This window comes from Arthrobacter sp. B0316-5-4 (genome assembly GCF_059090325.1).
Map to the genome: position 1 here is coordinate 28,853 of NZ_JBNHFN010000006.1, position 23,819 is coordinate 52,671.

A 23,819-nucleotide genomic window follows, 5' to 3' on the forward strand; every position below is an offset into this window, starting at 1 on the left:
GAGGCCCGATCTGCAGGGTTCGCGCCCCCCATAGCCTGCAGAGCAGGCCTCACAACGCCATGTGCTCTGCCGCGCCGGTGCCGTCGTCTTCGTACGTGTCCACGCCGGCGAGATCCCTGCCCGCGATGTAGCCGAACGTCAGCGCGGGGCCGAGGTTGATGCCGCCTGCCGGGTAGTGGCCGCCCATGACGTTGGCTTGGTCGTTGCCGGTGACGTATAAACCGGGGATGGGTTCGCCGTCGTGGTTGAGGGCGCGGCTGCGGCCGTCGGTCTCAACACCGGCAAACGTCCCGAAGCTGCCGGGAACCACGCGCACCGCGTAGAAGGGACCCTTTTCGATGGGACCCAACGACGGGTTGGGCTTGTTGCCGGCATCGCCGCCGTACCGGTTGAAGGCGGTCTCGCCCCGGCCGAAGTCGGGGTCGACGCCGGCACGCGCGTTGGCATTGAACCTGGCCACAGTTCGGCGCAGACCGGCCGGGTCGATCCCGCATTTCTCCGCCAGCTCCTCGATTGTCCTGCCTTTGATCAGGTATCCCGAACGCAGGTACGGGAAAAGGGGCACGGGCAGAGGCTTGGCCATGCCCAGCGGGAACCTGCGGACAAAACGGCTGTCCGCGATCTGCCACGACTCCACGGCCTCGCCTTCGGGCGTCGCGGTGAGAAGTGCCTCGACGTAGTCGTAGTAGCCGTTGGCCTCGTTCACGAACCGCTTTCCGTCCGCACGGACACCGATGCTGCCCGGCTTGGCGCGGTCCATGATGTGCGGGAACACCCCCGTCCTGCCATTGCGGTACGGCACCAGGGACACCGGACACCATGCGGCCGGCGATTTCACCGCAGTCTTGAAGCTGGCCCCCACCGACTGGGCCAGGTTGATGCCGTCGCCGGTGGTCTCCCGCGGCGCAAGCGTCCAGTGCTCGCGGCCCGTTGGGGTTTTGGGGAACAACTCCTTGCGTCGCTGTACATCGTTGGGGAACCCGCCGGACGCCAGCACGACGCCGCGACCCGCGTTAATCTGCAGCTCACCTTCCGGCGAACGCACGACGGCGCCTGTCACCTTGCCCTCTTCGTCGCTGAGCAACGCTGTGGCTGGCGTGGAAACGCGGATGTCGACGCCGAGGGCATCAGCCGATTTCATGAGCCTGCCGGTGAGAGCTGTGCCGTTGACCAGTTGCATGTTGCGGCGATGGGTCAGCAGGTCCAGGAGATGGAAGCCGAAACGCCAGCCCACATGGAAAAGCCCTTTGGGGTTTCCCTGCGATGCCGAGAGGAACTTACCCAGGTCCGGGCCGGCCATGATGCCCATGCCGAGGAACGATGTTTCGTACAGTTGGTGCCGCATCTTGGCGCGCACGGCGGGCGTAATGGCGCGGGCGTTCAGCGGTTTGGGTCCAACGGAGCGGTTGCCTGTGCCGGCTCCGGGCAGCTTGCCGTAGATGTCGTTGATCTTGCTGCCGGGAACGAACTGCAGGGATGTTTTCTCGTGGAAGAAGCCCACCATGTGTGGCGCAGCTTCGAGGAATGCGTCCACTTTGTCGGCCTGATAGTCGTCCCCGAGTACCCCGCGGAGGTAGGTTCGGAAGGTCTCATTATCCTCGTTGACCCCTTCCTTCTTGGCGAGGGGATTGCCCGGCGCCCAAGCCCAGCCGCCGGACCAGGATGTTGCACCGCCGCACACCTCGGCCTTTTCCACCACGATGACTTTCAGTCCGTGATACGCCGCCGTCACTGCCGCTGAAAGGCCTCCGGCGCCTGAGCCGATAACCAGGACGTCGCAGTCCACGGTGGGCAAAGGTAGCTTGGTGTTCATTTGGTGCTCCCGGTAAGTGCTGCGGTGTTGATTGCTGTTGTTCTGAGGACAGATCCGGCTGCCGCTTTGAGGTGTGTGGCCCATCCGGATTCGCCCAGTGCGGCGACCCGGCGGTCCGATGGCGTTTCGACACTGACCGGAGTACCTGCGGGGAACGCAGCTATGAGGGTCGCAAGGTCGAATTCGCCTTCCCCCGGGACGCCGCGCTCGGAACGGGACTCTGTAATCAGGCCGTCCCTGGTGACGGGCGGAGAAGAAGGCCCGTCGCAAAGTTGGATCAGCGGAACCAGATCCGCAGCGGCCTCAAGTTGATCCGATGAACCCCCGAAGCGGTTGAAGTGGAGGGCATCCACCACGATCTTGCAGCCCGCCCGGCGTGCCAGCGCTGCCGCCTGCGGTATGGAACGGACGGCCTGGTAGGCGATGGGTTCCAAGGTGGGCACGATCCCATAGGCCTTGCCATCCAGGGTCATCTGCGCGAGGTGATCACCAAGGCGATCGAGGTCTGGATCCGCGCATGCCACCGTCAGGGTCGAGGCACCCAGGGCTTGGCCGGCCTCCATCATCTGCAGCCACGCCTGGCGCTGATCAGCACCGTTCTGCAGCCCCGTTCCGTCCAAGAGCAGGAACTCGATGTCTTTCACCGTGATCCCTGTGTCAGCCATGCGGGCCAGGGTTTCGCGAAGCATGGGTGAGCCCGGCTGAAGGTCATAGGGGCGCTCCGAAGCAGTGACCGGCCGGACCCGCGCGCCAATGAAGTCGAATCCGGCGTTGGCCGCGATGGTCACCAGGTCCGGGGGCGCGGTTCCCACCAGGGAAAGCTGGGCCAATCCGAGCCGCCGCGGCTGAGTCTCGCCCGCCTGTGCGCCGAATTCGCTGGAAGCATGCGACGTCGCTGGAAAGCTCCGGCGATCTGGCACCGTTCCTTTGAACTCGGCTCCCGCGCTCCTACTTCCGGCCAACGCGGCGGCGATGCGTTGGGCTGCGTCGTACCCGCTCTTCACAGCGTTGGACACGATGGCCGGAGCTGTATCAACAACAGTCCCGGCCAGCGCGACCGGTACGGACGCAGCCCGGCTGAGCCCTGCTTCCCGTTCCTCGTGCGAGATGGAACCATCCAGCGGCAGCACGGAACGCGACACCAGGAGCTCCCCCGGCGCGTCAATCCACTGGTCCTCAACACCCGCTCGACTGATCCGGACCCGGGAGCCGTCGAACTCCTCGATGGTGCTGGACAGGATGATCCGCACGTTTGGATTGGCCTCAAGCCGTGGCACGGCAAGGATCTTGGCGCGCCGCCCCGACTCAGGAGCGAGCGCTGCCTGCGGGCCCACAATCAGCACGGCTGTGCCCAGGGAAGCGAGGGTGTCCGCAACAGTCATGGCCACGGAATCAGCACCCCAAATGGTCACAGCCTCAGGAGGGACACGCACGGAACCCGGCGTACCGGCGTCGAGAATGTCCGGGTGGGCGGCCAGCCAGGCCCGGACATCCGACACCCGCGGCGAGTCGGCTCCGATAAACCCTGGCGTCGGCCGAAGCCCACCGGTTGCGATGAGCACGGCATCGGCGCCGAAGTCGCGGGCCAGCTTGCCGGCGTCGGAGGTGTCAACGTGGGCTCCCAAGTGGACCTCCACGCCCAGCCGCTCGTTTTCCGCACTGGACCAGTCCGCAAAGCGATGAAAGTCCGGCGTCGATTTCATGCGCTCAGCCATGGCAAACTGTCCACCTGGCCGCACGCCGTCGTCCATGAGCGTCACTCGGGCGCCGGCTTCGGCGAGTTCGCGGGCGGCTGTGAGGCCCGCAGGTCCGGCACCCACCACCAACACCCGGGACGCCGGACGAACAGCAGGAGTAGGAACCGGCACCCGCGAGCGTCCAACGGCAGGGTTGACCGTACAGGTGACCTGGCCAAGCCCGAGGTTGTCGATGCAGACGTTGCACGCGATGCAGGGCCGGTAGCGCTCGCCCCGAAGGACGCCGCCAACAAAGGCAGGGTCTGCATGGATCGCACGGGCCAGGCTCACGAAGTCGCACGTGCCCTGGGACAGGACTTCTTCAATGATCTCCGGCGAATTCAAACGCCCAGCCATGCTCAAGGGGAGCCCGAACTGCCGGTAGGCCTTGGCATAATCGGCCAGGATTCCGGGCTTCCACTCCCCTGACTGCACGATCCATTCACCGGCGTCGTAACTGCCGGCCGAGATGTCCAGGAAGTCGAGCTTGTCCAGGTGTGCCTTGGCGACGATGGCCACTTGCTGCTCGGCGCTGATACCGTCGGCCGGCCCTTCCACCACCGAAACCCGCATGCCCACGATCGTGTCAGGCACGGCCTCCCGCACGGCGTCGATGACCAGGTTCATGAAGAACTCCGGAGCCGCGAACTCGTCCGTGCGGTGGTTGGAAATGGGCGACATGAACTGGTGGATCAGGTACCCGTGCGCGCCATGCAAATTGATGACGTCGAAGCCGGCGGCAACAGCGCGGCGGGCCGCGGCCGCGTACGCTGCCACGAGCTCGTAACACTCGGCAGCGGTGAGTTCCCGCGGTACCTCACCACCCGCCGTCGGGCATGGAACCGGCGACGGCGCGAGGTTCTTGAAACCGGAAACTGCGGCCTGCGCGGTACGGCCGCCGTGATTAAGTTCGACGGCGGCGAGCGCACCTTCGGCGTGCAAGGCGTCGGTGAGGCGGCGCAGTCCGGGGATCATGTCATCGGTGTGCAGGCCGAGCTGGTGGGTACGGCCCTTGCCGTCGGCCCGGACGTATGTGGCTTCGGTGGTGACCATGCCGAGTCCGGCTTTGGCGCGTGTCACCAGGTAGTCGATGTATTGCTCGGTGATGTAGCCGTCCGTGGTCCCGTAGTTGCGCTCCATGGGGGCGGAGGCGAGGCGGTTGCGGAGGGTCTTGGGGGTGCGGCCGTTGCGGCCAAGGGTCACGGGTGTGCCGGCGATTCTTGCCTGTGCCATGGTCAGCCAGCCACCTTCTCGCGGTCCCGGAGCCTTGGGATCGCCTGGTGCGCGGGATCAATGGGCGCGAAGCGGACGGGTTGGCCAGTGCGTGAGGACTCGTACACGGCAAGGAGAATGCGGAGGGACTTCAACGCGTCCTTGCCCGTGATGGCCGGTTTCGTCCCGCTTTCCAGCGACTGGACGAAATCCTGGACCTGCAGTTTGTGGAACGGAATCAGCTGGCCGTTGATGGCGGACAGATCGACGTTCGGCTCCACGCCTTCCGGGTGGACAGGTTCGACGACGATCCTCTCGCCCACCGCCCATAGGTCCAACCGGCCGTCGCTGCCTTCCGGGAACTCCGTCAGGGAAGCCGAAGCGCCTGTTTCGCCGGTGATGCGGAGCTGGATCCCAAGGTTCGGCGATACAGCGGTGGAGGCCTCCAAGGTAGCCATGGCACCGGAGGTGAAGGTGATCACCGCAGTCGCAGAATCCTCTACCTCTATGTAGTCACCGTGGCGGTAAGTGTTGACCTTGCCATAGACCTCGGCCACGTCCCCCAGATACCACTGGAGGAGGTCGATCTGGTGGACAGCCTGGGACATCAGGACCCCGCCGCCGTCGCTGTCCCAGGTGCCTCGCCAGGCGTCGCGGTTGTAATAGTCCGGTGCCCGGTGAAGCATCACCGAGCACTGCGCCATGATTGCCCTACCCAACGTGCCGTCGTCGATCGCTTCGCGGATTTTCTGCGAAGCCGGCCAGAAGCGGCGCTGGAACAGGACACCCAGTTGGACTCCCGCTTCCTCGCAGGCTGCCACCATGCGCTCGGCGGACTCCAGCCTGGTGGCAATGGGCTTCTCACAAAGAACGTTGACACCAGCGGCCGCAGCCTTCAGAACCACTTGCTCGTGAGTGGGGTGCGGCGTGCAGACGGAGATGATGTCCACATCCAGCGCCAGGAGCTCATCCACGCTGGTGACCGCGTTTGGGATGTCCCAGGCAACAGCCGTGGCCCTTGCCCGGTCCGCATCCACGTCGCAAACGCCCACCAACTGGACGTTGTCCAAGGCTTTGAAAGCTTCCAGGTGGTTGCGGGAAATGGCGCCGCAACCCGCGATTCCAACGCGGAAGGTGCGGGTTGCCGGTGCTGGGGAAGTCATGGGGTATCCAACTTTCGGGACTGGGTGGTTGCTTGTTGAGCCGGGGCGGGTGCCGGGCGGCTGGAAGGTGCCGCCCGGCGTCGTGGTTTGTTCGTTAGGTGCGTGCCGCGCGCGGTTTGCCGAGATCCTCAAGCGGAACGTTGTAGGTCTCGCGGGCCGTCATGATGGCGATGGCCGAGGCCGCCAGGCAGAGGATGGTGAAGCCCGCCACGGGCATCCAACCGTTCGGCCCGGGCTGGGCCAGGAGCGTAGCGATAGCGGGTGCGAATCCGGCCAGGATGAGGCCGATCTGGCTGCCGATCGCCATGCCGGAGTAGCGGACAGCGGCGGGGAACATTTCCGGGAAGAAGACCGTCCACACCCCGTTCCAGCAGGAGTAGAAGACTGTCATGTTGAGGAAGCCGAACAGGAAGATCAACGCGATGTTCTGCTCGCTGATGGCCCAGAAGTAACCCACCGTAGTCAGTGCGCAGCCGACGGCGCCCACCAGCAGGACCTTCTTCCGGCCAATACGGTCGGAGATCATGGCTGAGATCGGGATGGTGACCATCGAGAGGCCGATGGTCACAGCGTTCACGGTGAGCATGAGCGTGCGGTCGATGCCCACGGCCGGTCCAGTGGCATAGGCCAGTGCGTACACGGTGAAGGTGGTTTGCATGACGGAGAACAGCATCACTACGCCGACGCGCAGGACGTCGCGCCATTGGGTCTTGAGGACTGCGACGGCGGGGATGGCCTTGGGCTTGCTGCTCTCCACGATTTCTTCGAAGACGGGCGGCTCGTCCAAACGGGTCCGGATCCAGTAGGCCACAGCCAGCACCACAACCGAGAGCCAGAACGGCACCCGCCAACCCCAGCTGAGGAGCTGGTCTTCGGGCAGGGCTGCGAGCGGGATGAACACGATGGTGGACAACACCATTCCCGAGGCGTAACCGGTCATCACGAAGCTGGTGAAGAAAGCCCTGCGGCCTTCCGGTGAGTGCTCCATGGTCAGGGTGGAGGCGCCAGCGGATTCGGCACCTGCGGAGAAGCCCTGGGCAAGACGGCCTACCAGCAACAACGCTGTTGCCCAGTAGCCGATCTGCCCATAGGTGGGCAGGAAACCGATACCGATCGAGGCGAGGCCCATGATCACCAGCGTGACCATCAGCGCCTGCTTGCGTCCGATCTTGTCACCGTAGTGGCTCATCACGAGCCCGCCCAGCGGCCTGGCCAGGTAGCCGACACCGAACGTCGCCATGGCTCCGAGCAAGGCAACCACGGGATCGCCTCCCGGGAAGAAGATCGTGGGGAAGATCAGGGCTGCGGCCGTGCCGTAGATGAAGAAGTCGTAGTACTCCAGGGTGGAGCCCAGGAAGGAAGCGAGTGCTGCCTTCTTGGGCATTTTGACGTGGTCAACCGGCTCTGTTCCAACTGGCGATGCCGGTTCGTTTACATCCGAGGGCGAGTGCTGCTGCACGTGTCCCATACTGTCTCCTCATTGAGTGCCGCGGGAAGTGGCACCGCCATGGTGCCTTGCCCGGCAAAGAATTAGATGAGGTCCGGATCGCCGGCTGCCGCTTTGTTGTGCAGCCCACCTTGTTGCCGTTGATAACGGCTCCGGATGTGTGCTCCAGATCACTGACGATTGTTCCTCTGGGATCGACTGTAGGACCCAGGTCACACCGTGTGGACGAACTTCCCGTTGAACGGGACACACTCTTTGGCTACGCGGAACCAGCCTGCGACAACCAGGGACGGGATCCGTAGGGCCGGCGTTCAGCACCCATGGTTCTGGACAGGCCGCGGCCTGCGGCCACCAACACCGGCAGGATCAGCCCGGCATCCTCGTCAACGGAAGGCACGACGACGGAAATCGCACCAATGACTGCCTGGCCCTGGCCAAACACAGGCACCGAAAAGGCAGTGTTTTCAGCCACCAGCACACCCACCAGACGGGCATAGCCGCGCTCGCGGATGAGGGCAAGGTTGCTCCTGAGACGGGCCGGATCTGTCTCAGTGGCGGGGGTGGTCTTCTCCAACTTCCCAGCGATGAACCGATCCTGGACCCAGCCGGGCATGTGCGCCATCATGGCCATTCCTGAAGACGTGGTGTGGATGTCCAACCGCCCGGCTACCTCAGCCAGGTTCATGACCGTTCCGTGCCGGTCCAACCGTTCCAGGTAGAGGACGCTGTTGGACTCGATATCCGGGATCGACAAGGACACATGTTCCCTGACGGCTGCATGGACACCTTCCAGGAACGGCAGCCCACGACGCCGGAACTCCTCCAGGGGATTGCTCCTCGAGGCCAACTCCCACATCTTCATGCCGACGCCGAATTCACCGGCCTCGTTTCGTTCAAGGAGGCCATTGGATGCCAGGTCCATGGCAAGCCGGTGCACCGTGCTGCTGGACATCCCGGTGATCCGGACGAGTTCCTTCAGCGGGAGCCACGGCTGGCCCTTGGAGAACGCATCCATGATCTTCACGACACGCTCAATGACGGACTCCCCCGACGCCGAGTTAGCCATGGTGCCTCCGTTGAACCGTCCGGCTGCTTTCACCCGGAACCAGAACCCAATATAGCCTTGCACTGGATCCGTAAACCTGGGAGGCACTGTGGAACTGCGGCAAATCGAGGCCTTCCTGGCTGTAGCCGAGGAACTGCACTTTGGCCGGGCGGCTGAGCGGCTTCGCATGGCGCAATCACCACTGAGCCAGACCATCAAGAAGCTCGAGAAAGGTCTGGGCGCACCACTTTTTGAGCGCAACACCAGGTCCGTCACACTGACCACTGCCGGCCACTCGCTGCTTCCGCATGCCCGCCGGATCCTTGAGGAAGTGGACCTGGCGCAGAGGGCCGTGAACGCCGGCAACGGAACCGTCTACGGCAAGCTGGCCATCGGCTTTTCCGGGGCTTTGAACCACACCACGCTCCCGCCGCTGACCCGTGCTTTGCGCCAGGAGTATCCCCAACTCGATGTGACGCTGCATGGTGGATTGCTGACCCAGGAAGCACTCCAGCAACTGCGCAACGGGTCCTTGGACCTCGCATTCATCGGCCTTCCCGTGGACGCCCCTTCCTTGGCCACCCGCCGCATAGCTACGGAGCGTTTGGGCGCCACCTTACCCACAGACCACCCCCTTGCGGGTCGGTCGTCGGTTGACCTGCTGGATCTTGCCGGGGACCCCTTCATCACCATGCCGGCCGCGCAGGGGTCCACCCTGCGGGAAGTCACTTTCGCTGCCTGCGCTGCCGCAGGCTTCCGGCCAAGGATCAGCCAAGAAGTTGCGGATCCCTACACCGCCCTTTCCCTGGTAGCCAGTGGGGTGGGGATCAGCCTCATGCCGGAATCGATCGAGGGGATCATGCCAGCCGGGACAGTGTTCCTGCCGCTCGACGGCGACGACGTCCTGCTGTTCTCCGGACTGGCGTGGAACGCGGGTGCCGTGTCGCCCGCGCTCCGGGCCGCCCTTCGGGTAGCCGAGATGGTACTCCCCACACCCACGACCTGAGCTTGCCCTAGCCCTGGCCTAGCCGACTATGTGGAAATTGCACATAGTTCTTGACTAACTAAGTATTGGACAAGTCCTAATACGTTGCCCAGCATTGAGGAAGCCCCATCAACTCAATGAAGAGGACACCCTCATGGCCACTTTTGCTGTCACCTACTCCTACTCCGATTCCACGGCCGCCCAACGGGACGTGGTCCGGCCAGTCCACGTGGAGTTCCTCAAAGCCCAGTTCGAAAAAGGCCGGCTCCTGAAAAGCGGACCCTTCGGACCGGAGGAAGCTCCGGGCGCCCTGCTGATCATCGCGGGTGAATCCAAGTCAGACGTCGAATCCCTCATGGACCAGGACCCGTTCCACGAAGCCGGGCTCATTGATGAGCGCACGGTTCGGCAGTGGAACATCTTCTTCGGCGCCGACGCCGCGCAGCCCGCTCAACCGGCCGGCCAGCCCGCCACGCAGCCCGCCGGCCGGAACTGAGGTTCCCGCATGCTGTCAGCCATCACAGTCTCCCGGGAAACCATTGAGTTCCAGGAATCCCCTGAGCCCGCCCTGAAACCCGGCCATGCCCTGGTGCGAGTCCACAACGTCACCCTCTGCGGCACCGATCTCCACATCTGGGAGGACGACTACCCCACAGAGTTGCCCCTGATCCAGGGGCACGAATTCTCCGGAATCGTCGAAGCTCTTGCCCCAGAGACCCAAGGCTTCACTGTGGGAGACCGCGTTGCGGTGAACCCCATCATCTCCTGCGGCCAGTGCCGCCCCTGCCTGAGCGGCCGGTATAACGTCTGCCAGAATGTCGGCTGCCTGGGTTGTTACTCGGATGGTGCGCTCACTGAACTGATCAGCGTCCCCCTGGATAAACTCCACCCAGTGCCCGACGAACTTCCGCTGGACATCGGAGCCATGGGCGAACCTGCTTCCATCGCCATGCAGGCTGTGAACCGGGGCCGTCCAGAACCCGGGGAAACAGCGCTGGTGCTGGGAAGCGGGCCCATCGGTTTGTTGGCCACGCTCTACCTGACGGAATTGGGCGTCAAGGTGATCTGTGCCGATACCGAGCAGCATCGTTTGGACCTCGCCATCGAATTCGGGGCCGTGGACACGCTCCTGGTGACGCCAGGAATCGAGTTCCCCGACGCCCATCAGGCTCAGCGCATGGACGCACTAACCGACGGTTACGGGCCACAACTGGTCATGGAAGCAACGGGCGTTCCTTCATCGCTGGAGAACGCCATCAGGCTGGTTGCCAGCGCCGGGAGGATCGTCCAAGTGGGTATCTCCCCACGGCAGGCCAACGTTTCCATGAAGGACATCCCCTACAAGGAACTGGACATCATGGGCAGCCGCATGAGCTTGAACCTCATACCTGACGGCCTCGCATTGTTGTCCCGCCACCCTGAACAGGCCCGGGCCCTCATGACACACCGCTTCGCCCTCGCCGATCTCCAGCAAGCATTCCACCTCATGCAGGGACGCACGGAAAAGATTGGCAAGATCCTCATTGAGATGCCGGCGGCGGGTGTCGCATGAGTACCCCCATCCCCACCGAAACCGGCCAACTCAACCCAAGCTACGACGTCGTGGTTATGGGCAGTGGCGCGGCAGGGCTGGTTGCCGCCGTCCGCGGGGCCGACGCCGGACTAAGCGTCCTGGTTGTTGAAAAGGCTTCGCTCTTGGGCGGTACGACGGCGGCCGGCGGCGGCGTCATGTGGGCGCCCAACAACCATCTCGCCAGGGCGGCCGGGTATCAGGACAGCCATGCCGACGGCGTTGCTTACCTCACCGAGGCGGCTGGCCATGTGATGACGGCCGGGGAAATCGACTGGTACGTCTCCACTGCGCCACGAGCCGTCGAGTTCCTCAACACGAACACCAAAGTCTCCATGGTTCCCATCGCCCGCCCCGATTACCACATGGAGTGGAAGGGTGCCGCGAACGGTGGCAGGGGCTTGGACAACAACGCGTTCGACCCCCAGGAGTACCCGGGCCTGGCGGAGCTGATCCGGCCGTCGTCGTACTTTCCGTTGCTCACCATGACCGAGCGGGACGAACTCAACGGCCGCGCAGCTGACCCTTTGCTCTTGGAGCACCGCGCATCCGCGGGCATCCGGACCATGGGCGGGGCACTGGTGGGAAGCCTGGTTGCGAGCGCCTTGGACCGCGGGGTCCACATCGTGGTGTCGAGCCCTGTGGAGGAGTTGTCGCGCACCGGGACCGGGTGGCTGGTGACCCTGGGCGGTACCGCCGGGGCCCCGGTGGCAGCGACCGCCGTCGTGCTTGCCTCGGGCGGATTCGAATGGAATCCGCGCCTACGTTCCGCTTTCCTTCCGTATCCTGTGACGCCGATCAGTGCCCCATCCAACGAGGGCGACGGCCTGGAGCTGGGGCTAACCGTTGGAGCGGCTGTTGAGGACATGTCGGCTGTGTGGGGTGTCCCGGTTATTTCGACGGCGGCCCATCAGTACGACGGCCGGCGTTCGGGCCGCATGGGGAACGTGGAAATGACGCTCCCGGGTTCCATCACTGTGAACAGCGACGGGAAGCGCTTCGTGAACGAGGCGTTGAATTATCACGATGCCTGCCGGGTCTTCGCGTCCATCAATCCGCACACGGGCAGGCAGCAAAACAATCCCGCGTGGTTGGTGTTCGACGCGGACTATCTCGCCAAGTACCCGGTGGCGGGGTCTGTGCCCGGCGAACCCGCTGAATGGATGGTGTCCGCGCCGAGCCTGGAGCTGCTGGCCAAGGAGGTGGGCATCAATCCGGCTGGCCTGGAGTCGACGGTTTCGCGGTTCAACGCCGACGCGGCCGTGGGCGTGGACACGGAATTTGGGCGGGGATCGACACCGCAGGACCGCTTTCTGGGCGACGCCGGCAACACGCCCAATCCTTGCTTGGCGCCTTTGCTTACGCCTCCGTTCTACGCCGCGCCCATCCATGCAGGGGTCCTGGGCACGTCGGGTGGGCTGGCCACGGACTTCAACGGGCGGGTGCTGGACCATCGGCAGCAATCGATTCCGGGGCTCTACGCTGCGGGCAACGTCTCGGCCGGTGTCTTCCGGAACAACTATCCGGGCGGTGGGGCAACCCTTGGCTCTGCGATCACCCGGGCCTTCGCCGTGGGCGAGGACCTGGCGGCGCGGCTAAAGTAGCCGCGCTTGGGGGACGCAAACGCCCGACGGCGACTACCGCCGTCGGGCGTTCCGCGTTCACACCCCGCGTTGCGAGGCCCAATCCGCAGGGTACCCACCCACCAAACCCTGCAAAGCAGGCCACACAACAAACACACCCCACGTTGCGAGGCCCAATCCGCAGGGTATCCACCCACCAAACCCTGCAAAGCAGGCCACCCAACGGAGGGGTTAGCGGGCGTAGAGCTCCGTGAAGTTCCGCAGGACACGCATGGGCTCCGTCACCGATGAGCTCCGGGCCGTTTCAATGAGCTCGTCCGCTGTGTGCGGCGGGAAGTAGCCGGAGTTCTTGTAGATGTTGATGCGGGTGATGAGGCCGTCGGCGTCGAGTTCGGGGTGGAACTGGGTGGCGTAGAGGTTGTTCTTGATCCTGAACATGTGCACAGGGCACGCTGCCGAGCTCGCCAACAGAACCGCGTGGGCAGGCAGTTTGCTGCACGCCTCCTTGTGCCCGACGAACGCGTCGAACGTGTGCGGGACGTCTTTAAGCAGGGGATCGCGCTCGCCCTCAGCGGTCAGCTTGATCTCCGTTGCCCCTACTGGTTCACCGAAACGGCGATCGATGGCGGCGCCCTGGTGCACACCCAGGGTGCCGACCCCGTAGCAGGCGCCGAGGAACGGGAAGTCCTCGGCCACGATCCGATCCAGGAGCGCTGAGAGTTCCGCCTCCACCCGAATCTGGGCTGCGTCCTTCTCCTCCATCGGATCGCTGGACGTATAGGGACTGCCACCAACGATCACTCCGGAGTAATCGGAGAGTTCAAGGGGCGGCAATGGCTCGGATTCCAACCGCAAACGGACCAGTTCTTCAGGTTTCAGGCCGCAGTATCGAAGGTAGGCCTGATACTCGTCTTCGGCTGCGGCGTCTTCGGCGCGGGTGGCCAGCAAAAGAAAGGGCTTCACAAGGCCAGTCTGCGCGAGGAATGACTGGCGGACAAAGTGTGTTGCTGGAAGGAGGGGGTTTCTGACAGAGACTCCCACAGTCCGCTTTGGCTGCATAGGGTTGACTCAACCCCCTATGAACAGCCCCCCAGCACGGCCCATCCCCGAGGAGCAATATTTGAAGCAGGACCCTGTGGTCGTCCAACCGCAATCGCCCGAGGCGCCCGCCGTAGAAAGGCAGCAGCCCAAGAAGATCCCTTGGGGCGGACTCCTTGTTTTGGCGGCAGCCGGCTTCACGGCGGTGACCACCGAACTCCTGCCCTCGGGTTTGCTCCCCCAAATCAGCCGCGACTTGGGTGTTGACGAGTCCGCCGTGGGTTCCCTGACAGCGGTGTATGCGGCCATCATCGTTTTCACGGCCTTGCCGCTTTCACGGTTCCTGGCCGGAAGGGTTCCCCGGAAGACCCTGCTGATCGCCACCGTGCTGGCCTTCGCCCTAAGCAATGTGCTCTTGGCGTTGAGCCCCACCCTGGGATGGGCGATCGGGGCCAGGCTCCTCGGCGGCATCGCCCACGGCATGCTGTGGTCCAGCATGGCACCGTATGTGGCGCGCATCGTTCCCGCGCACTCCGTAGGTAAATCCATGGCGGTTGTCTTCAGCGGCAACAGTATTGCGTTGGCCGTGGGAGCGCCCATCGGGACCTTGATGGGATCGCTGATGACCTGGCGTGCTTCCTTCCTGGTCCTGGCTGGGGTGGGTGTGCTCCTGGCAGTGCTGGCTTTCTGGCTTCTCCCGGGGGCCCACGACCACGCCAGCCAGAAAGCTCCGTCATTGCGGGCAGCGATGAAACTGCCCGGCGTCGTCGCCATCGCCATCGCATGGCCCCTCCTGCTGCTTGCCCACTTCACGCTCTTCACCTACGTGGCACCGTTTCTGCTGGCCTCCGGGCTCCCGGAATCCGCCACCAGCCTTTCCCTCTCCGTGGTGGGAGTCGCCAGCCTGGTAGGTATCTGGATTGCCGGCATGACCGCTGACTCGCACCCACGCCGCTCGGTGATTGCCGCCGTCGGACTGTTGACGCTTGCATTCGCATTGCTCCCGGCACTGGGTGGCACCTGGGTGGGCGCGTTTGGCCTCATGACTTTGTGGGGAATCGCGTTCGGTGCGGTGGGTATCTACAACCAGGCGGCGATTCTCCGCGCAGGTGGGGAACACAAAGATGCCGCCAACGGCCTCACTGTGGTGACCATCCAACTGGGCATCGCCGTCGGAGCGGTCTATGGAGCCTTCGCCCTCACCAGCGTCGGAGCCCAACTTGTCCCGTTTGCCGCGGCCATTCCCACTGCCATCGCGCTGGTGATCATCATCGCCAGCCGCCGCGGCGGCTACCCAGCAGGGCCGCGGGAGAAGCGCCGTTAACATTTTCGAAACATGCCAGTGACGTGATCTTCACGAACGAGGGATTTCTGTAACTTACCTGCAACTTAGCTCTTCTGAGTCGGAAACATAGCTCACCGAATATTGATCGGGGGGCTAGCGAGGGCCGGACAAATCCAGGCCCGTTTAGGACAGGCTTGATCAGAAGGGAACGCAGGTGGAGATCTCTGCGCAACACGTCTGGCTGATGTTGTCATCGGCGATGGTGCTATTCATGACCCCGGGCCTCGGCCTGTTCTACGGCGGCATGACCCGTGCCAAGGCCGCCCTGAACATGATCATGATGAGCTTCATCTCCGCCGGCATCGTGGGCGTGGTGTGGGTCCTGTGGGGGTACTCCATGACCACCGGCGACGGCATCCTGGGCCTGTTCGGCAACCCCTTCGCGCACTTCGGCCTGCAGGACCTGATGGGATCCCCCGACCTCATCAAGGCAGGCTTCGCCGCAACCTTCGCCATCATCACCGTGGCCCTCATCAGCGGTGCAATCGCGGACCGGGCCAAGTTCGGCGCCTGGGCCTTGTTCGTCCCGATCTGGGTCACGGTGGTCTACTGCCCCTTGGCGTACATGGTCTGGGGCGGTGGCCTGATGAGCGCCGGCGGTGCCCTCACGGAGATTTTCGGCCAGGTCATCGACTTCGCCGGCGGTGCAGTGGTTGAGGTCAGTTCCGGAACCGCCGCTTTCGTCCTCGCATTGATCGTGGGAAAGCGTCACGGCTTCGCCAAAGACCCCAACCACCGCCCACACAACGTGCCGTTCATCATGATCGGCGCAGCTATCCTGTGGTTCGGCTGGTTCGGTTTCAACGGTGGCGCTGCCACTACCGCCGCGCAGGCCGGCCTCATCTGGGTCAATACCCTGGTGGCCCCGGCGGCGGCCATGCTCAGCTGGCTCGTCGTGGAGAAGGTCCGTCACGGGCACCCCACCTCACTGGGTGCGGCATCCGGTGTAGTCGCCGGCCTCGTCGCGATCACCCCTTCCTGCGCCAACATCACCCCGCTCGCGGCACTGGGCCTGGGCTTGGTGGCCGGCGCCGCCTGCGCAGTGTTCGTGGACCTGAAGTACAAGTTCGGTTTCGACGATTCCCTTGACGTGGTGGGTGTCCACTTCGGCGCCGGTGTCATCGGCACGCTCTCCCTGGGCTTCATCGCCTTCCCGCAGGACGGCGTCGCCGGAGGCCTCCTCTACGGGGGCGGTCCGCAGCAGCTCATTGCACAGACCATGGCCGTGCTGGTCACCATCGCGCTCTCCGGCGTGGGCACCCTGGTCATCGGCCGGGCCATCCACAAGACCATCGGCTTCCGGGTTCCCCTGGAGCACGAAGTCACCGGAGTGGACCTCACCCAGCACGCCGAGTCGGCCTACGAGTTCGGGCTCACTGCTCACGGACACTTCCGCCAGCAGCAGGCACACCTGTCCGCACTGATCGGCCGGAAGCCCGCCGCGCCCAGGTCCGAACATGCCAAGGAAGACAGCTTCGCCTGACAGCACCACAAACGAACAGCAGCCGACGGCGGAACCCGGGTTCCGCCGTCGGCTGCTGTTTTGTGCGCCCCACCCAACCAGGTCGCACCTGTGCTCAGTTGGGTTAGCCGGAACCGTTCCAGATGCGCTGCCACCATGTCCGTCTGGACACCGGCGCGGCCTCCGGCTCGGGAGGAGCCGCGGCGGCCCTTCGCTGATGCCACCGTTCCAGTTCTGCGTCTACTTCGCGGAGCTTGGTGATCACGGGTGGGCCGCCCTGGAGTTGCCGCCTGGCTTCGATCACCCGTTTGTTGAAGTCCTCAAGGATGTCCCGGACTTGTTTCTCTGTGTACTGCTGGTCCAGCTTGGCATCGAGCTCGGTGTCCTCGATCCGCAATAGAATCGCGGGTGGGCCGATGCCACTGAGCCGTTCGCGTTGGATGAGGCCCTTGACCCACCAGTCCGGGTCATAATGCTCCCCCAGGCCCGGGATGGGTTTGCCAGCGTACTTGAGGTTGTCGAATTTTCCCTGGTCCATGGCGTCGCGGATCAGGTACTCAACCCTGGCGGCATCGTCCACCTTCCGGCGCTTCTCCCGCTCCTGGGCATCGGCGGCCTCGATCTCAGCGTCTTCTTCCGCGTTCCCGCCCCAACCACGCACGGCGCGTAACTCGGCGCCGCGCTCAAGCCTGCGCCTGAAGGCGTTGTTCTCGGCATTCACGTTCTGCCACCTCCTCGCACGGCAGTCCTCTCCTGCCGGACATCGTGGTTCTGGTTCCAAGTATTCCGCACATTGGCCCTGATTCGGCCTGTACCCCCACCACCCACTATGGAAACGAACCAGCCCCGACACGCCGTGGAAGCGGGGTGTCGGGGCTGGTTGTCGGCTCAAAGTGGGTGGTGGAGGTCCGCCGCTGCGTGGTGGAGGTCCGCCGCTGGAGCTAGGAACGAACCGCCATGCTCGGATCGAGTTGCTCGATGCCCTCGGGAGTCACCAGCACAACGCGGGCCGTGCAGATGTCGTAGAACAAACCGGTGGCCTGCAGTTCTCCCGAAGCGAGGGCCGGCCCGGTCACTGGGTGGTCCTCAAGCTTCCTGAGCTGCAAAGCTACGTTGACCATGCTGAGTTGGTCCAAGCGGCTGTAGCCCTCGGCAGCTGCGGCCAATGCCACGGGGTGTCCGGAAAGCAGGGCCGAGTAGCTTGGGCGGGCATGCTCCAGCCACGAATCGAAGCCCGTGCCCAGCGCAGGTCCGGCGCCTTCAAAGTCGGCAATGACAGCTTTCATCGCACCGCAGTTTGAATGCCCGCAGATGACGATCGAGTCCACGGACAACCCCTTGACGGCGAAGGAGAGCGCGGAGTCGATCGAAGCATCGCGGCCGTCGCTGCACACCACGTTTCCGATGTTCCGCAGGGTAAGGAGGTCGCCCGGTCCGCTGCTGGTGATCAGGTTGGGATTGACCCTGGAATCGACGCAGGCCACGAACAGCGTGTCCGGATTCTGGCCTTCCGTCAGATCCTGAACCAAGGGCCGGACCTTGTCCGCGTGGCGTCGATGGTATTTGTCGATGCCCAGGAGGATCGACCGCAGCGGAAGCCGGCCACCGTCGTCGTCTGCTGTTGTGTCTGCACCCGACGGCAACCAGGACGTTTTGGGCGGAAGCGGAAATTCACGCGGGTCCTGGCGCTGGGGCGTGTTGTCCTCGGCGTCGGTGAAAGCGGTGGTGCCATGCTCTTCGAGGATCACCGACGCGCCGGTGTTGCGCTGCTGCTTCTGCCAGGCAACCAGGGCTTCACGGAAGGCGTGGTCGAGGTAGTCGGCGTTGAGTTCCACCACAGCGTCCTGGCCTTCGGGCACGGAATGCAGGACGCGGTTGAGCCGCGGGAGCGCGAAAAAGCTGCACGAGCCGGCAATGGTGACCCGCCACGACAGCCCCGAACCGGCGGGCGCGTGCGCATGGATTTGAGCGCGGAGCACCCGCCAAAGCACACAGACAGCAGCGAGAGCCAGGCCGATGAGGACACCTTCGAGGAGGTTCAGCGCCACGACGCACACCAACGTCACTGCATAGACCAGCAGGTCGCCGGTGCGGAGGCTGGTGCGGATGTCGGCGACTTTGATGAGCTTGGCACCGATGACCAACAAGAGGCCTGCGAGCACGGACATGGGGATCAGTTGGATGAGACCGGCGAACAACATCGAGAACACCAGGACCCACACGCCGTGCAGGATGGCCGAGGTTCGGCTTTTGGCTCCGGCTTCGACGTTGGTGGCACTGCGGACGATCACGCCGGTCACCGGGAGTCCGCCGAGCATGCCGGAGACCACATTGGCGGAGCCTTGGCCGACGAGCTCACGGTTCAGGTTGGTCCGCGAGCCGCCCATTTTGTCTACGGCGACGGCGGACAGCAGGGATTCGATGCTCGCGATCAGCGCCACGGTAATGACGGCCATCGCTGCGGCGCGCCAGTTGCCGTCGGGCAGGCTGGGCAAGGCGACGGCGTCCAGAGTTGAACCGCTGAAGCTGATTCGCTCAACGTTTGGCGCCACTGCCGCTGACAGCGCTGTCACGGCGACGACGGCGGCCAGCGGCCCGGGAACTTTCCGCACCATCGCGGGAAGGTACTTCCAGGCCAGGAGAATCACGACGACGGCCAGGCCCAGCAGCGCCGAATGCAGCTCGACGTTGGTGATGGCTGCGGGGAGGGCCGCCAGGTTCTCGACGGCGGAGCCCGCGGCTTGGCCGCCCAGCAGCACGTGGAGTTGCTGCAGGATAATGGTGATCCCGATGCCCGCAAGCATGGCCTTGACCACTACCGGCGACACTGCCAGCGCCGCGCGGCCAATGCGGCTGACTCCCATGAGTAGCTGCACGACGCCGGCCGCAGCGGTGATGGCGCAGGTAACCTGCCAGCCGAACTCGGCTACCAAGCCGGCGACGACGACGGTCAGCCCGGCGGCTGGGCCGCTCACCTGCAGAGGAGAACCACCCAAGCTTCCTGCAACTATGCCGCCAACGGCTGCGGCAATGAGGCCGGCCATGATCGGAGCACCTGAAGCTGCGGCGATGCCGAGCGAAAGCGGGAGTGCTACGAGGAAGACCACCAGGGACGCGGGGAGGTCCGCACCCAGGTTGCTGAGGAAGCTTGGCCTGCGTCGTCCGGGCGGGCTGTGCGAATCGGTAGGGATGGTGGCGGATTCGTTGGACTGCGGCATGGTGTTCCTTTGGCTCGGGAGTGCTGACTCCTCCAAGCTACGGAACCTGTCACGGTTAATGACAACAAGATGTGACAAGCATGACAAAAGCTGTGAAGATGCGCTTCATCTTGGGACCAAGGGGAACTTTTGCGGGGGTGGGGCTCGTTGGAGGGGTTCCTGTGATCGGTGTTCGGCGTGGCAAACGAACGACGGCGGGCACCTCCCGCCGTCGTCGTCTTGCCGGCCGCACCTAAACTAAGGTTCCTTAGAATAGGCTGGTTCCTATGAGCGATACAGAAGTGCAGCCCGTACGCATCAGCTCCGTGCCCGTACAACTGCAAGCACTGGAGCCCGTCCTGGAGAAGGTGCGCGCGGCAGTGGGCGATGTCCCGGCGTTGCTGGCCATCGCGGAGGCAATCGGACAGACGGCTCCCACACCTGGTGATGGCAACACGGCGAAACTGTGGGAGCTGCTGGCTTCGGTCACGGCCGTGGACGTCGCTGCGGGGCGCGTGCTCGAACCGCACCTTGACGCCGTCGGGATTCTGACCCAGGCGGAGCAGCCCCAACCTAAAGGAACGTGGGGCGTTTTCGCGGCGGAGGGCCCGGGCCTGAAGCTCGAGGCCAAGCAGGAAGCTGACGGCAGCTTTGTCCTCAGCGGCTCAAAGCCGTGGTGCTCCCTAGCGGCACAGCTGGATGGGGCAATCATCACCGCACATGTCGCCGGGGACAATACCCGGGCCGCCTTCGCCGTGAACCTCAAGCACTCCGGCGTGACAGCCGAAACCCCCGAATGGACCAGCCGCGGGCTCAGGGAAATCCCCAGCGGAACGGTGCACTTCGACCATGTCCCAGCTACAGCCGTCGGCGGCGCGGGCTGGTATTTCGAGCGTCCTGGCTTCGCCTGGGGTGGGATGGGCGTGGCCGCCTGCTGGCTGGGCGGCGCCGTGGCTGTGGCTCGGGACTTCCGCAACTCCCTGGCCAGGGCATCGGATAACGGCCGGGAACCGGACCAGATCGCCCTCGCCTCCCTTGGCGAGGTGGACAGGATCATCGCCTCCGTCACCGGATACTTGGCTCAAACGGCTGAGCGCATCGACGCCGGCGACCTCGCAGATTCAGGCGACGAGGGCGAAAGCCCCTGGCCCGAAGCCTTGCGCGCCCGCGGAACCGTTGCCTCCGCCGTCGAACGCGTCCAAACCCTGGTGACCCAAAACCTGGGCCCCGGGCCGTTGGCATTCAACGAACAGTACGGCAAGCGGATGGCGGATTTGTCCCTCTATATCCGCCAGCATCACGCCATGCGGGACGACGCCCAACTGGGGGCGCTGGTGCTGAAAGGGGACCGCCGGTGGTAGCTTTTTCGCACACGGACACGGGCACGACGGAACCGGAATGGTTGGCCAGCGGCGTCGCCGCGCTGCCCGAGCTCCCTTTGGGCCAAGACGAACTCGCGGACATGGCTTTCGTCGTCCTGGCCGCGCACCCGGACGATGAAACATTGGGCGGCGGCGGCTTCCTGGCCAAACTGCATTCGTCCGGAGCCGCGGTGGAACTCTTGCTGTGCACGGCCGGTGAAGCATCCCACCCGGAGTCACCAACGACGACGCCGGAACAGCTTGCCGCCGTGAGGCTCGCTGAGTTCGACAAGGGTGTGTCCGCGTTGACTCCCAGCGCGACCTGGAAGTTTTTGGGACTGCCCGACGGCCAGTTGGCGGCCAACAGTGGCCGCATTGCTGAGGCCGTACGCGACGCGATTTCGGCGCTTGGACGACCACCGGAGAACATCGTCATTGTTGCTCCGTACCGCGAGGACGGCCACACCGACCACGATGCCCTGGGCGCAACAGCGGCCAAGGTTGCGGAAGAGGACAGCCACGGCCTCTTGGAGTACCCCATCTGGTATTGGTTGTGGGCTGGCCTCGACGACGCCACGTGGCAGTCGTGGGTGCGGGTGCCATTGACCAGCCACGAGCAGGAGGCGAAGGCGAAAGCCATGGGCGCCCACACGTCCCAGATTGAACCGTTATCGGAGCAACCGGGCGACGGGACCTTGTTGTCGGCGACTTTCCTGGAGCACTTCGAAAGGCCGTGGGAAACCTTCGCCTGGCAACCGTCGAAGGCAGGCAACAACACCGCGGCCGACGCTGAACGGATCTTTGATGAAGTCCACGCCAAGGGAGACGATCCCTGGGCCTACACCACCAGCTGGTACGAGCGCCGAAAACGCGCACTGACCTTGGCAGCCCTCCCGGAGGAATCGTACGAATCCGGGCTGGAACTCGGTTGCTCCATTGGCACCCTCAGCGAGGAACTCGCCCAACGCTGCAAGGCGTTCCTCGGTGTTGAGGCCAGTGGCATTGCGGCAAAAAAGGCAGCTGAGCGGCTTTCCACGTACTCCTCCGCCGAAGCCCGTCACCTCACCATCCCGAATGAGTGGCCGGAAGGTTCCTTTGATCTGGTGGTGCTCTCCGAGATGGGCTATTACCTGGCGCCGGAAGAGCTGACGAGAGTGTTCGGGCACATCGAGTCCTCCATGAAACCCGGTGGAACGCTTCTCCTGTGCCATTGGCGCCATCCGATCTCCGGCTGGCAGCTGGACGCGGAGACCGTTCACTCGATGGCGCGGCAGCAGCTTGCCTGGCCAACTTTGGGGGTCTACCGCGAGAAGGACTTCGTGCTGGAAACCTTGGTTGCACCGGCCACGGCGGTCAGTGACGGCCCGACATGACCGGGGGCACCGAGCAGCAGATCCAACGCATTGCGGTCACCATGCCCGCCCACGACGAGGAGCAGCACATCGGCAGGGCGCTGGCAGCACTGGGTACAGCGTTGGACACCCTGGAACGGGAGCATCCGGGTGTGCCTGCCACTGTCACCGTGGTTCTGGACAGTTGCACTGACGGTTCGGCCGCGATCACCGCCGCCCGTGTCGCCGCCGACCCACGCTTTGCTTCCGTCGCCGTGCAACTGCGGAGCGCGGGAGCTTGCCGCGACCACGGTATTCGGACGGCCCTGCTCTCGCATCCGATGGAGGCCACAGGGAGCTTATGGCTCGCCAACACGGACGCCGACTCGGTTGTTCCCCCGAACTGGCTGGTGCGCCAAGTCGGGTTGGCTAACGCCGGCGCGGACGTGGTTCTGGGGTCCGTGGAACCGGATGCCTATGATCTGGACCCGGCCGTGCTCAGCCAGTGGCTGGAACTCCACCCCTTTCGCGAAAACCACCAGCACATCTACGGCGCCAATCTGGGGATCCGGGCCTCGGCATACTTGGCCGCAGGGGGTTTCCCGCACCTTCGGGCCCACGAGGACAGGCGCCTGGTGGAGCGCACCCGTCACCAAGGTTTCAGGGTGACTGCGACGGATTCCATCAGGGTTCTCACCTCCGGCCGGACCCATGCCCGTGCACCCGAGGGATTCGCAGCGTATCTGCGGACTCTGGGCGCGGAACTTCCAGCCGCGACAGGGAGCTAAGCCCCTACGGCCTTACCCGCCAAGGCCCTTTCGATGGCGGCAATCGCGTCCTTGGTGATCGCTTCCCTCTCGCCGGATCCGTTCACAGTCAGCAAAATCCCACGGTTTGAGTACGCAGCCAGGACCGGCTGGGTCTGGTCCCTGTAGAGCTCCAATCGGCGCTGAATGACGGACTCTGTGTCATCGCTTCGCCCTTGCTCCTGAGCGCGGCGGAGCATCCGGGCCAGCAGCTCATGGTCCGCGGCCGTTAACGCGAGGGCTGCGTCAAGCGCCTGCCCCCGATCGGTGAGCATCTCGTCCAGGGCAGCAACCTGGATGACCGTTCGCGGGTAGCCGTCCAGGAGGAACCCCTCTTCGGCGTCACCTTCGTCCAGTCGTTGCCTCAGCATGGCAGTGGTGACATGGTCCGGCACGAACTCGCCGTGATCCATGTACGCACTGGCCTCGGCCCCCAACTCCGTCTTTTGGCGAACGTGGGTGCGGAACAAGTCTCCAGTGGAAATGGCGGGGATCCGGAAGTGGCCGGCGATGTGCTCCGCCTGCGTGCCTTTACCGGAACCAGGAGGGCCCATGATGATCAGTCGCGCCATGACACTGGTCCGTTTCGAGAGGCGGCCGGGACTTAAACCATACGCCGACGACGGCGGGAGGATCACCTGTGCCACCGAAATTTCGTGAGCGACGCCCGGACGTGGGCGTCCGGATGTGGGCGACGCCCGGACGTGGGCGTCCGGATGTGGGCG

At 64.4% G+C, this 23,819-nt stretch carries 18 protein-coding genes; 9 read left to right on the forward strand and 9 right to left on the reverse strand.

The window, feature by feature from the left end:
• Window positions 1-49: 49 nt before the first annotated feature.
• The 5 genes from AC5RU9_RS18355 to AC5RU9_RS18375 form a co-directional block, all read right to left on the reverse strand.
• A complete protein-coding gene (locus AC5RU9_RS18355; RefSeq protein WP_494017562.1) occupies window positions 50-1,813 on the reverse strand; it encodes an FAD-dependent oxidoreductase in 1,764 nt (587 codons plus the stop codon).
• The gene (locus tag AC5RU9_RS18360; RefSeq protein WP_494017563.1) at window positions 1,810-4,782 is read right to left on the reverse strand and encodes an oxidoreductase; all 2,973 of its coding nucleotides are present in this window, start codon (window positions 4,780-4,782) and stop codon (window positions 1,810-1,812) included. Before AC5RU9_RS18360 ends, AC5RU9_RS18355 begins: the two co-directional genes overlap by 4 nt.
• Before the next feature lie 2 nt (window positions 4,783-4,784).
• Entirely contained in the window at window positions 4,785-5,924 is a 1,140-nt protein-coding gene (locus AC5RU9_RS18365; protein WP_494017564.1) for a Gfo/Idh/MocA family protein, read from the reverse strand.
• Between the two features lie 94 nt (window positions 5,925-6,018).
• Window positions 6,019-7,392 carry an MFS transporter gene (locus AC5RU9_RS18370; protein ID WP_494017565.1) on the reverse strand — a complete coding sequence of 458 codons (1,374 nt, stop codon included), beginning with the start codon at window positions 7,390-7,392 and terminating at the stop codon, window positions 6,019-6,021.
• A gap of 238 nt (window positions 7,393-7,630) precedes the next feature.
• Entirely contained in the window at window positions 7,631-8,437 is an 807-nt protein-coding gene (locus AC5RU9_RS18375; protein ID WP_257369687.1) for an IclR family transcriptional regulator, read from the reverse strand.
• 88 nt (window positions 8,438-8,525) lie between these two features.
• Here AC5RU9_RS18375 and AC5RU9_RS18380 point away from each other — a divergent pair, with 88 nt between their 5' ends.
• The 4 genes from AC5RU9_RS18380 to AC5RU9_RS18395 all read left to right on the forward strand — a co-directional run bounded on the left by AC5RU9_RS18380 (window position 8,526) and on the right by AC5RU9_RS18395 (window position 12,575).
• A complete protein-coding gene (locus AC5RU9_RS18380; RefSeq protein ID WP_494017566.1) occupies window positions 8,526-9,422 on the forward strand; it encodes a LysR family transcriptional regulator in 897 nt (298 codons plus the stop codon).
• Between the two features lie 133 nt (window positions 9,423-9,555).
• Window positions 9,556-9,897, forward strand: coding sequence for a YciI family protein (locus AC5RU9_RS18385; protein WP_494017567.1), 342 nt, complete (start codon window positions 9,556-9,558; stop codon window positions 9,895-9,897).
• A gap of 9 nt (window positions 9,898-9,906) precedes the next feature.
• A complete protein-coding gene (locus tag AC5RU9_RS18390; RefSeq protein ID WP_494017568.1) occupies window positions 9,907-10,953 on the forward strand; it encodes an alcohol dehydrogenase catalytic domain-containing protein in 1,047 nt (348 codons plus the stop codon).
• Window positions 10,950-12,575 carry an FAD-dependent oxidoreductase gene (locus tag AC5RU9_RS18395; protein ID WP_494017569.1) on the forward strand — a complete coding sequence of 542 codons (1,626 nt, stop codon included), beginning with the start codon at window positions 10,950-10,952 and terminating at the stop codon, window positions 12,573-12,575. The genes AC5RU9_RS18390 and AC5RU9_RS18395 overlap by 4 nt, the downstream gene beginning before the upstream one ends.
• A 210-nt stretch (window positions 12,576-12,785) precedes the next feature.
• On the opposite strand, the gene AC5RU9_RS18400 is transcribed toward AC5RU9_RS18395, so the two are convergent.
• Window positions 12,786-13,517: a glutamine amidotransferase gene (locus AC5RU9_RS18400; RefSeq protein WP_494017570.1), complete on the reverse strand. Its 732-nt coding sequence runs from the start codon at window positions 13,515-13,517 to the stop codon at window positions 12,786-12,788.
• A 115-nt stretch (window positions 13,518-13,632) separates the two neighbouring features.
• Between AC5RU9_RS18400 and AC5RU9_RS18405 the strand changes: the two genes are divergently transcribed.
• A complete protein-coding gene (locus AC5RU9_RS18405; RefSeq protein WP_494017571.1) occupies window positions 13,633-14,916 on the forward strand; it encodes an MFS transporter in 1,284 nt (427 codons plus the stop codon).
• Between the two features lie 175 nt (window positions 14,917-15,091).
• Window positions 15,092-16,420 (forward strand): ammonium transporter, encoded by a 1,329-nt coding sequence (locus AC5RU9_RS18410; protein WP_494017572.1) that lies wholly within the window; start codon window positions 15,092-15,094, stop codon window positions 16,418-16,420.
• Between the two features lie 103 nt (window positions 16,421-16,523).
• On the opposite strand, the gene AC5RU9_RS18415 is transcribed toward AC5RU9_RS18410, so the two are convergent.
• A complete protein-coding gene (locus tag AC5RU9_RS18415; RefSeq protein ID WP_494017573.1) occupies window positions 16,524-17,120 on the reverse strand; it encodes a DnaJ family domain-containing protein in 597 nt (198 codons plus the stop codon).
• 220 nt (window positions 17,121-17,340) lie between these two features.
• The gene (locus AC5RU9_RS18420; RefSeq protein ID WP_494017574.1) at window positions 17,341-19,617 is read right to left on the reverse strand and encodes a SulP family inorganic anion transporter; all 2,277 of its coding nucleotides are present in this window, start codon (window positions 19,615-19,617) and stop codon (window positions 17,341-17,343) included.
• A gap of 266 nt (window positions 19,618-19,883) precedes the next feature.
• Here AC5RU9_RS18420 and AC5RU9_RS18425 point away from each other — a divergent pair, with 266 nt between their 5' ends.
• From AC5RU9_RS18425 to AC5RU9_RS18435, 3 genes are read left to right on the forward strand one after another with little or no spacing between them, the layout of a single operon-like run.
• Window positions 19,884-20,957 (forward strand): acyl-CoA dehydrogenase family protein, encoded by a 1,074-nt coding sequence (locus AC5RU9_RS18425; RefSeq protein WP_494017575.1) that lies wholly within the window; start codon window positions 19,884-19,886, stop codon window positions 20,955-20,957.
• On the forward strand, window positions 20,951-22,330 hold the full coding sequence (locus tag AC5RU9_RS18430) for a PIG-L family deacetylase (protein WP_494017576.1): 1,380 nt from the start codon (window positions 20,951-20,953) through the stop codon (window positions 22,328-22,330). The genes AC5RU9_RS18425 and AC5RU9_RS18430 overlap by 7 nt, the downstream gene beginning before the upstream one ends.
• The gene (locus tag AC5RU9_RS18435; RefSeq protein ID WP_494017577.1) at window positions 22,327-23,076 is read left to right on the forward strand and encodes a glycosyltransferase family 2 protein; all 750 of its coding nucleotides are present in this window, start codon (window positions 22,327-22,329) and stop codon (window positions 23,074-23,076) included. The genes AC5RU9_RS18430 and AC5RU9_RS18435 overlap by 4 nt, the downstream gene beginning before the upstream one ends.
• Here AC5RU9_RS18435 and AC5RU9_RS18440 read toward each other — a convergent pair.
• A complete protein-coding gene (locus AC5RU9_RS18440; RefSeq protein WP_494017578.1) occupies window positions 23,073-23,666 on the reverse strand; it encodes an adenylate kinase in 594 nt (197 codons plus the stop codon). The two genes, AC5RU9_RS18435 and AC5RU9_RS18440, sit on opposite strands and share 4 nt — an antisense overlap.
• Window positions 23,667-23,819 lie beyond the last annotated feature (153 nt).

Bases quoted from the DNA above. Each gene is read 5' to 3' on its own strand.
- AC5RU9_RS18355 (WP_494017562.1), bottom strand. From the start codon at position 1,813: ATGAACACCAAGCTACCTTTGCCCACCGTGGACTGCGACGTCCTGGTT.
- AC5RU9_RS18360 (WP_494017563.1), bottom strand. From the start codon at position 4,782: ATGGCACAGGCAAGAATCGCCGGCACACCCGTGACCCTTGGCCGCAAC.
- AC5RU9_RS18365 (WP_494017564.1), bottom strand. From the start codon at position 5,924: ATGACTTCCCCAGCACCGGCAACCCGCACCTTCCGCGTTGGAATCGCG.
- AC5RU9_RS18370 (WP_494017565.1), bottom strand. From the start codon at position 7,392: ATGGGACACGTGCAGCAGCACTCGCCCTCGGATGTAAACGAACCGGCA.
- AC5RU9_RS18375 (WP_257369687.1), bottom strand. From the start codon at position 8,437: ATGGCTAACTCGGCGTCGGGGGAGTCCGTCATTGAGCGTGTCGTGAAG.
- AC5RU9_RS18385 (WP_494017567.1), top strand. From the start codon at position 9,556: ATGGCCACTTTTGCTGTCACCTACTCCTACTCCGATTCCACGGCCGCC.
- AC5RU9_RS18390 (WP_494017568.1), top strand. From the start codon at position 9,907: ATGCTGTCAGCCATCACAGTCTCCCGGGAAACCATTGAGTTCCAGGAA.
- AC5RU9_RS18395 (WP_494017569.1), top strand. From the start codon at position 10,950: ATGAGTACCCCCATCCCCACCGAAACCGGCCAACTCAACCCAAGCTAC.
- AC5RU9_RS18405 (WP_494017571.1), top strand. From the start codon at position 13,633: ATGAACAGCCCCCCAGCACGGCCCATCCCCGAGGAGCAATATTTGAAG.
- AC5RU9_RS18420 (WP_494017574.1), bottom strand. From the start codon at position 19,617: ATGCCGCAGTCCAACGAATCCGCCACCATCCCTACCGATTCGCACAGC.
- AC5RU9_RS18425 (WP_494017575.1), top strand. From the start codon at position 19,884: ATGAGCGATACAGAAGTGCAGCCCGTACGCATCAGCTCCGTGCCCGTA.
- AC5RU9_RS18435 (WP_494017577.1), top strand. From the start codon at position 22,327: ATGACCGGGGGCACCGAGCAGCAGATCCAACGCATTGCGGTCACCATG.
- AC5RU9_RS18440 (WP_494017578.1), bottom strand. From the start codon at position 23,666: ATGGCGCGACTGATCATCATGGGCCCTCCTGGTTCCGGTAAAGGCACG.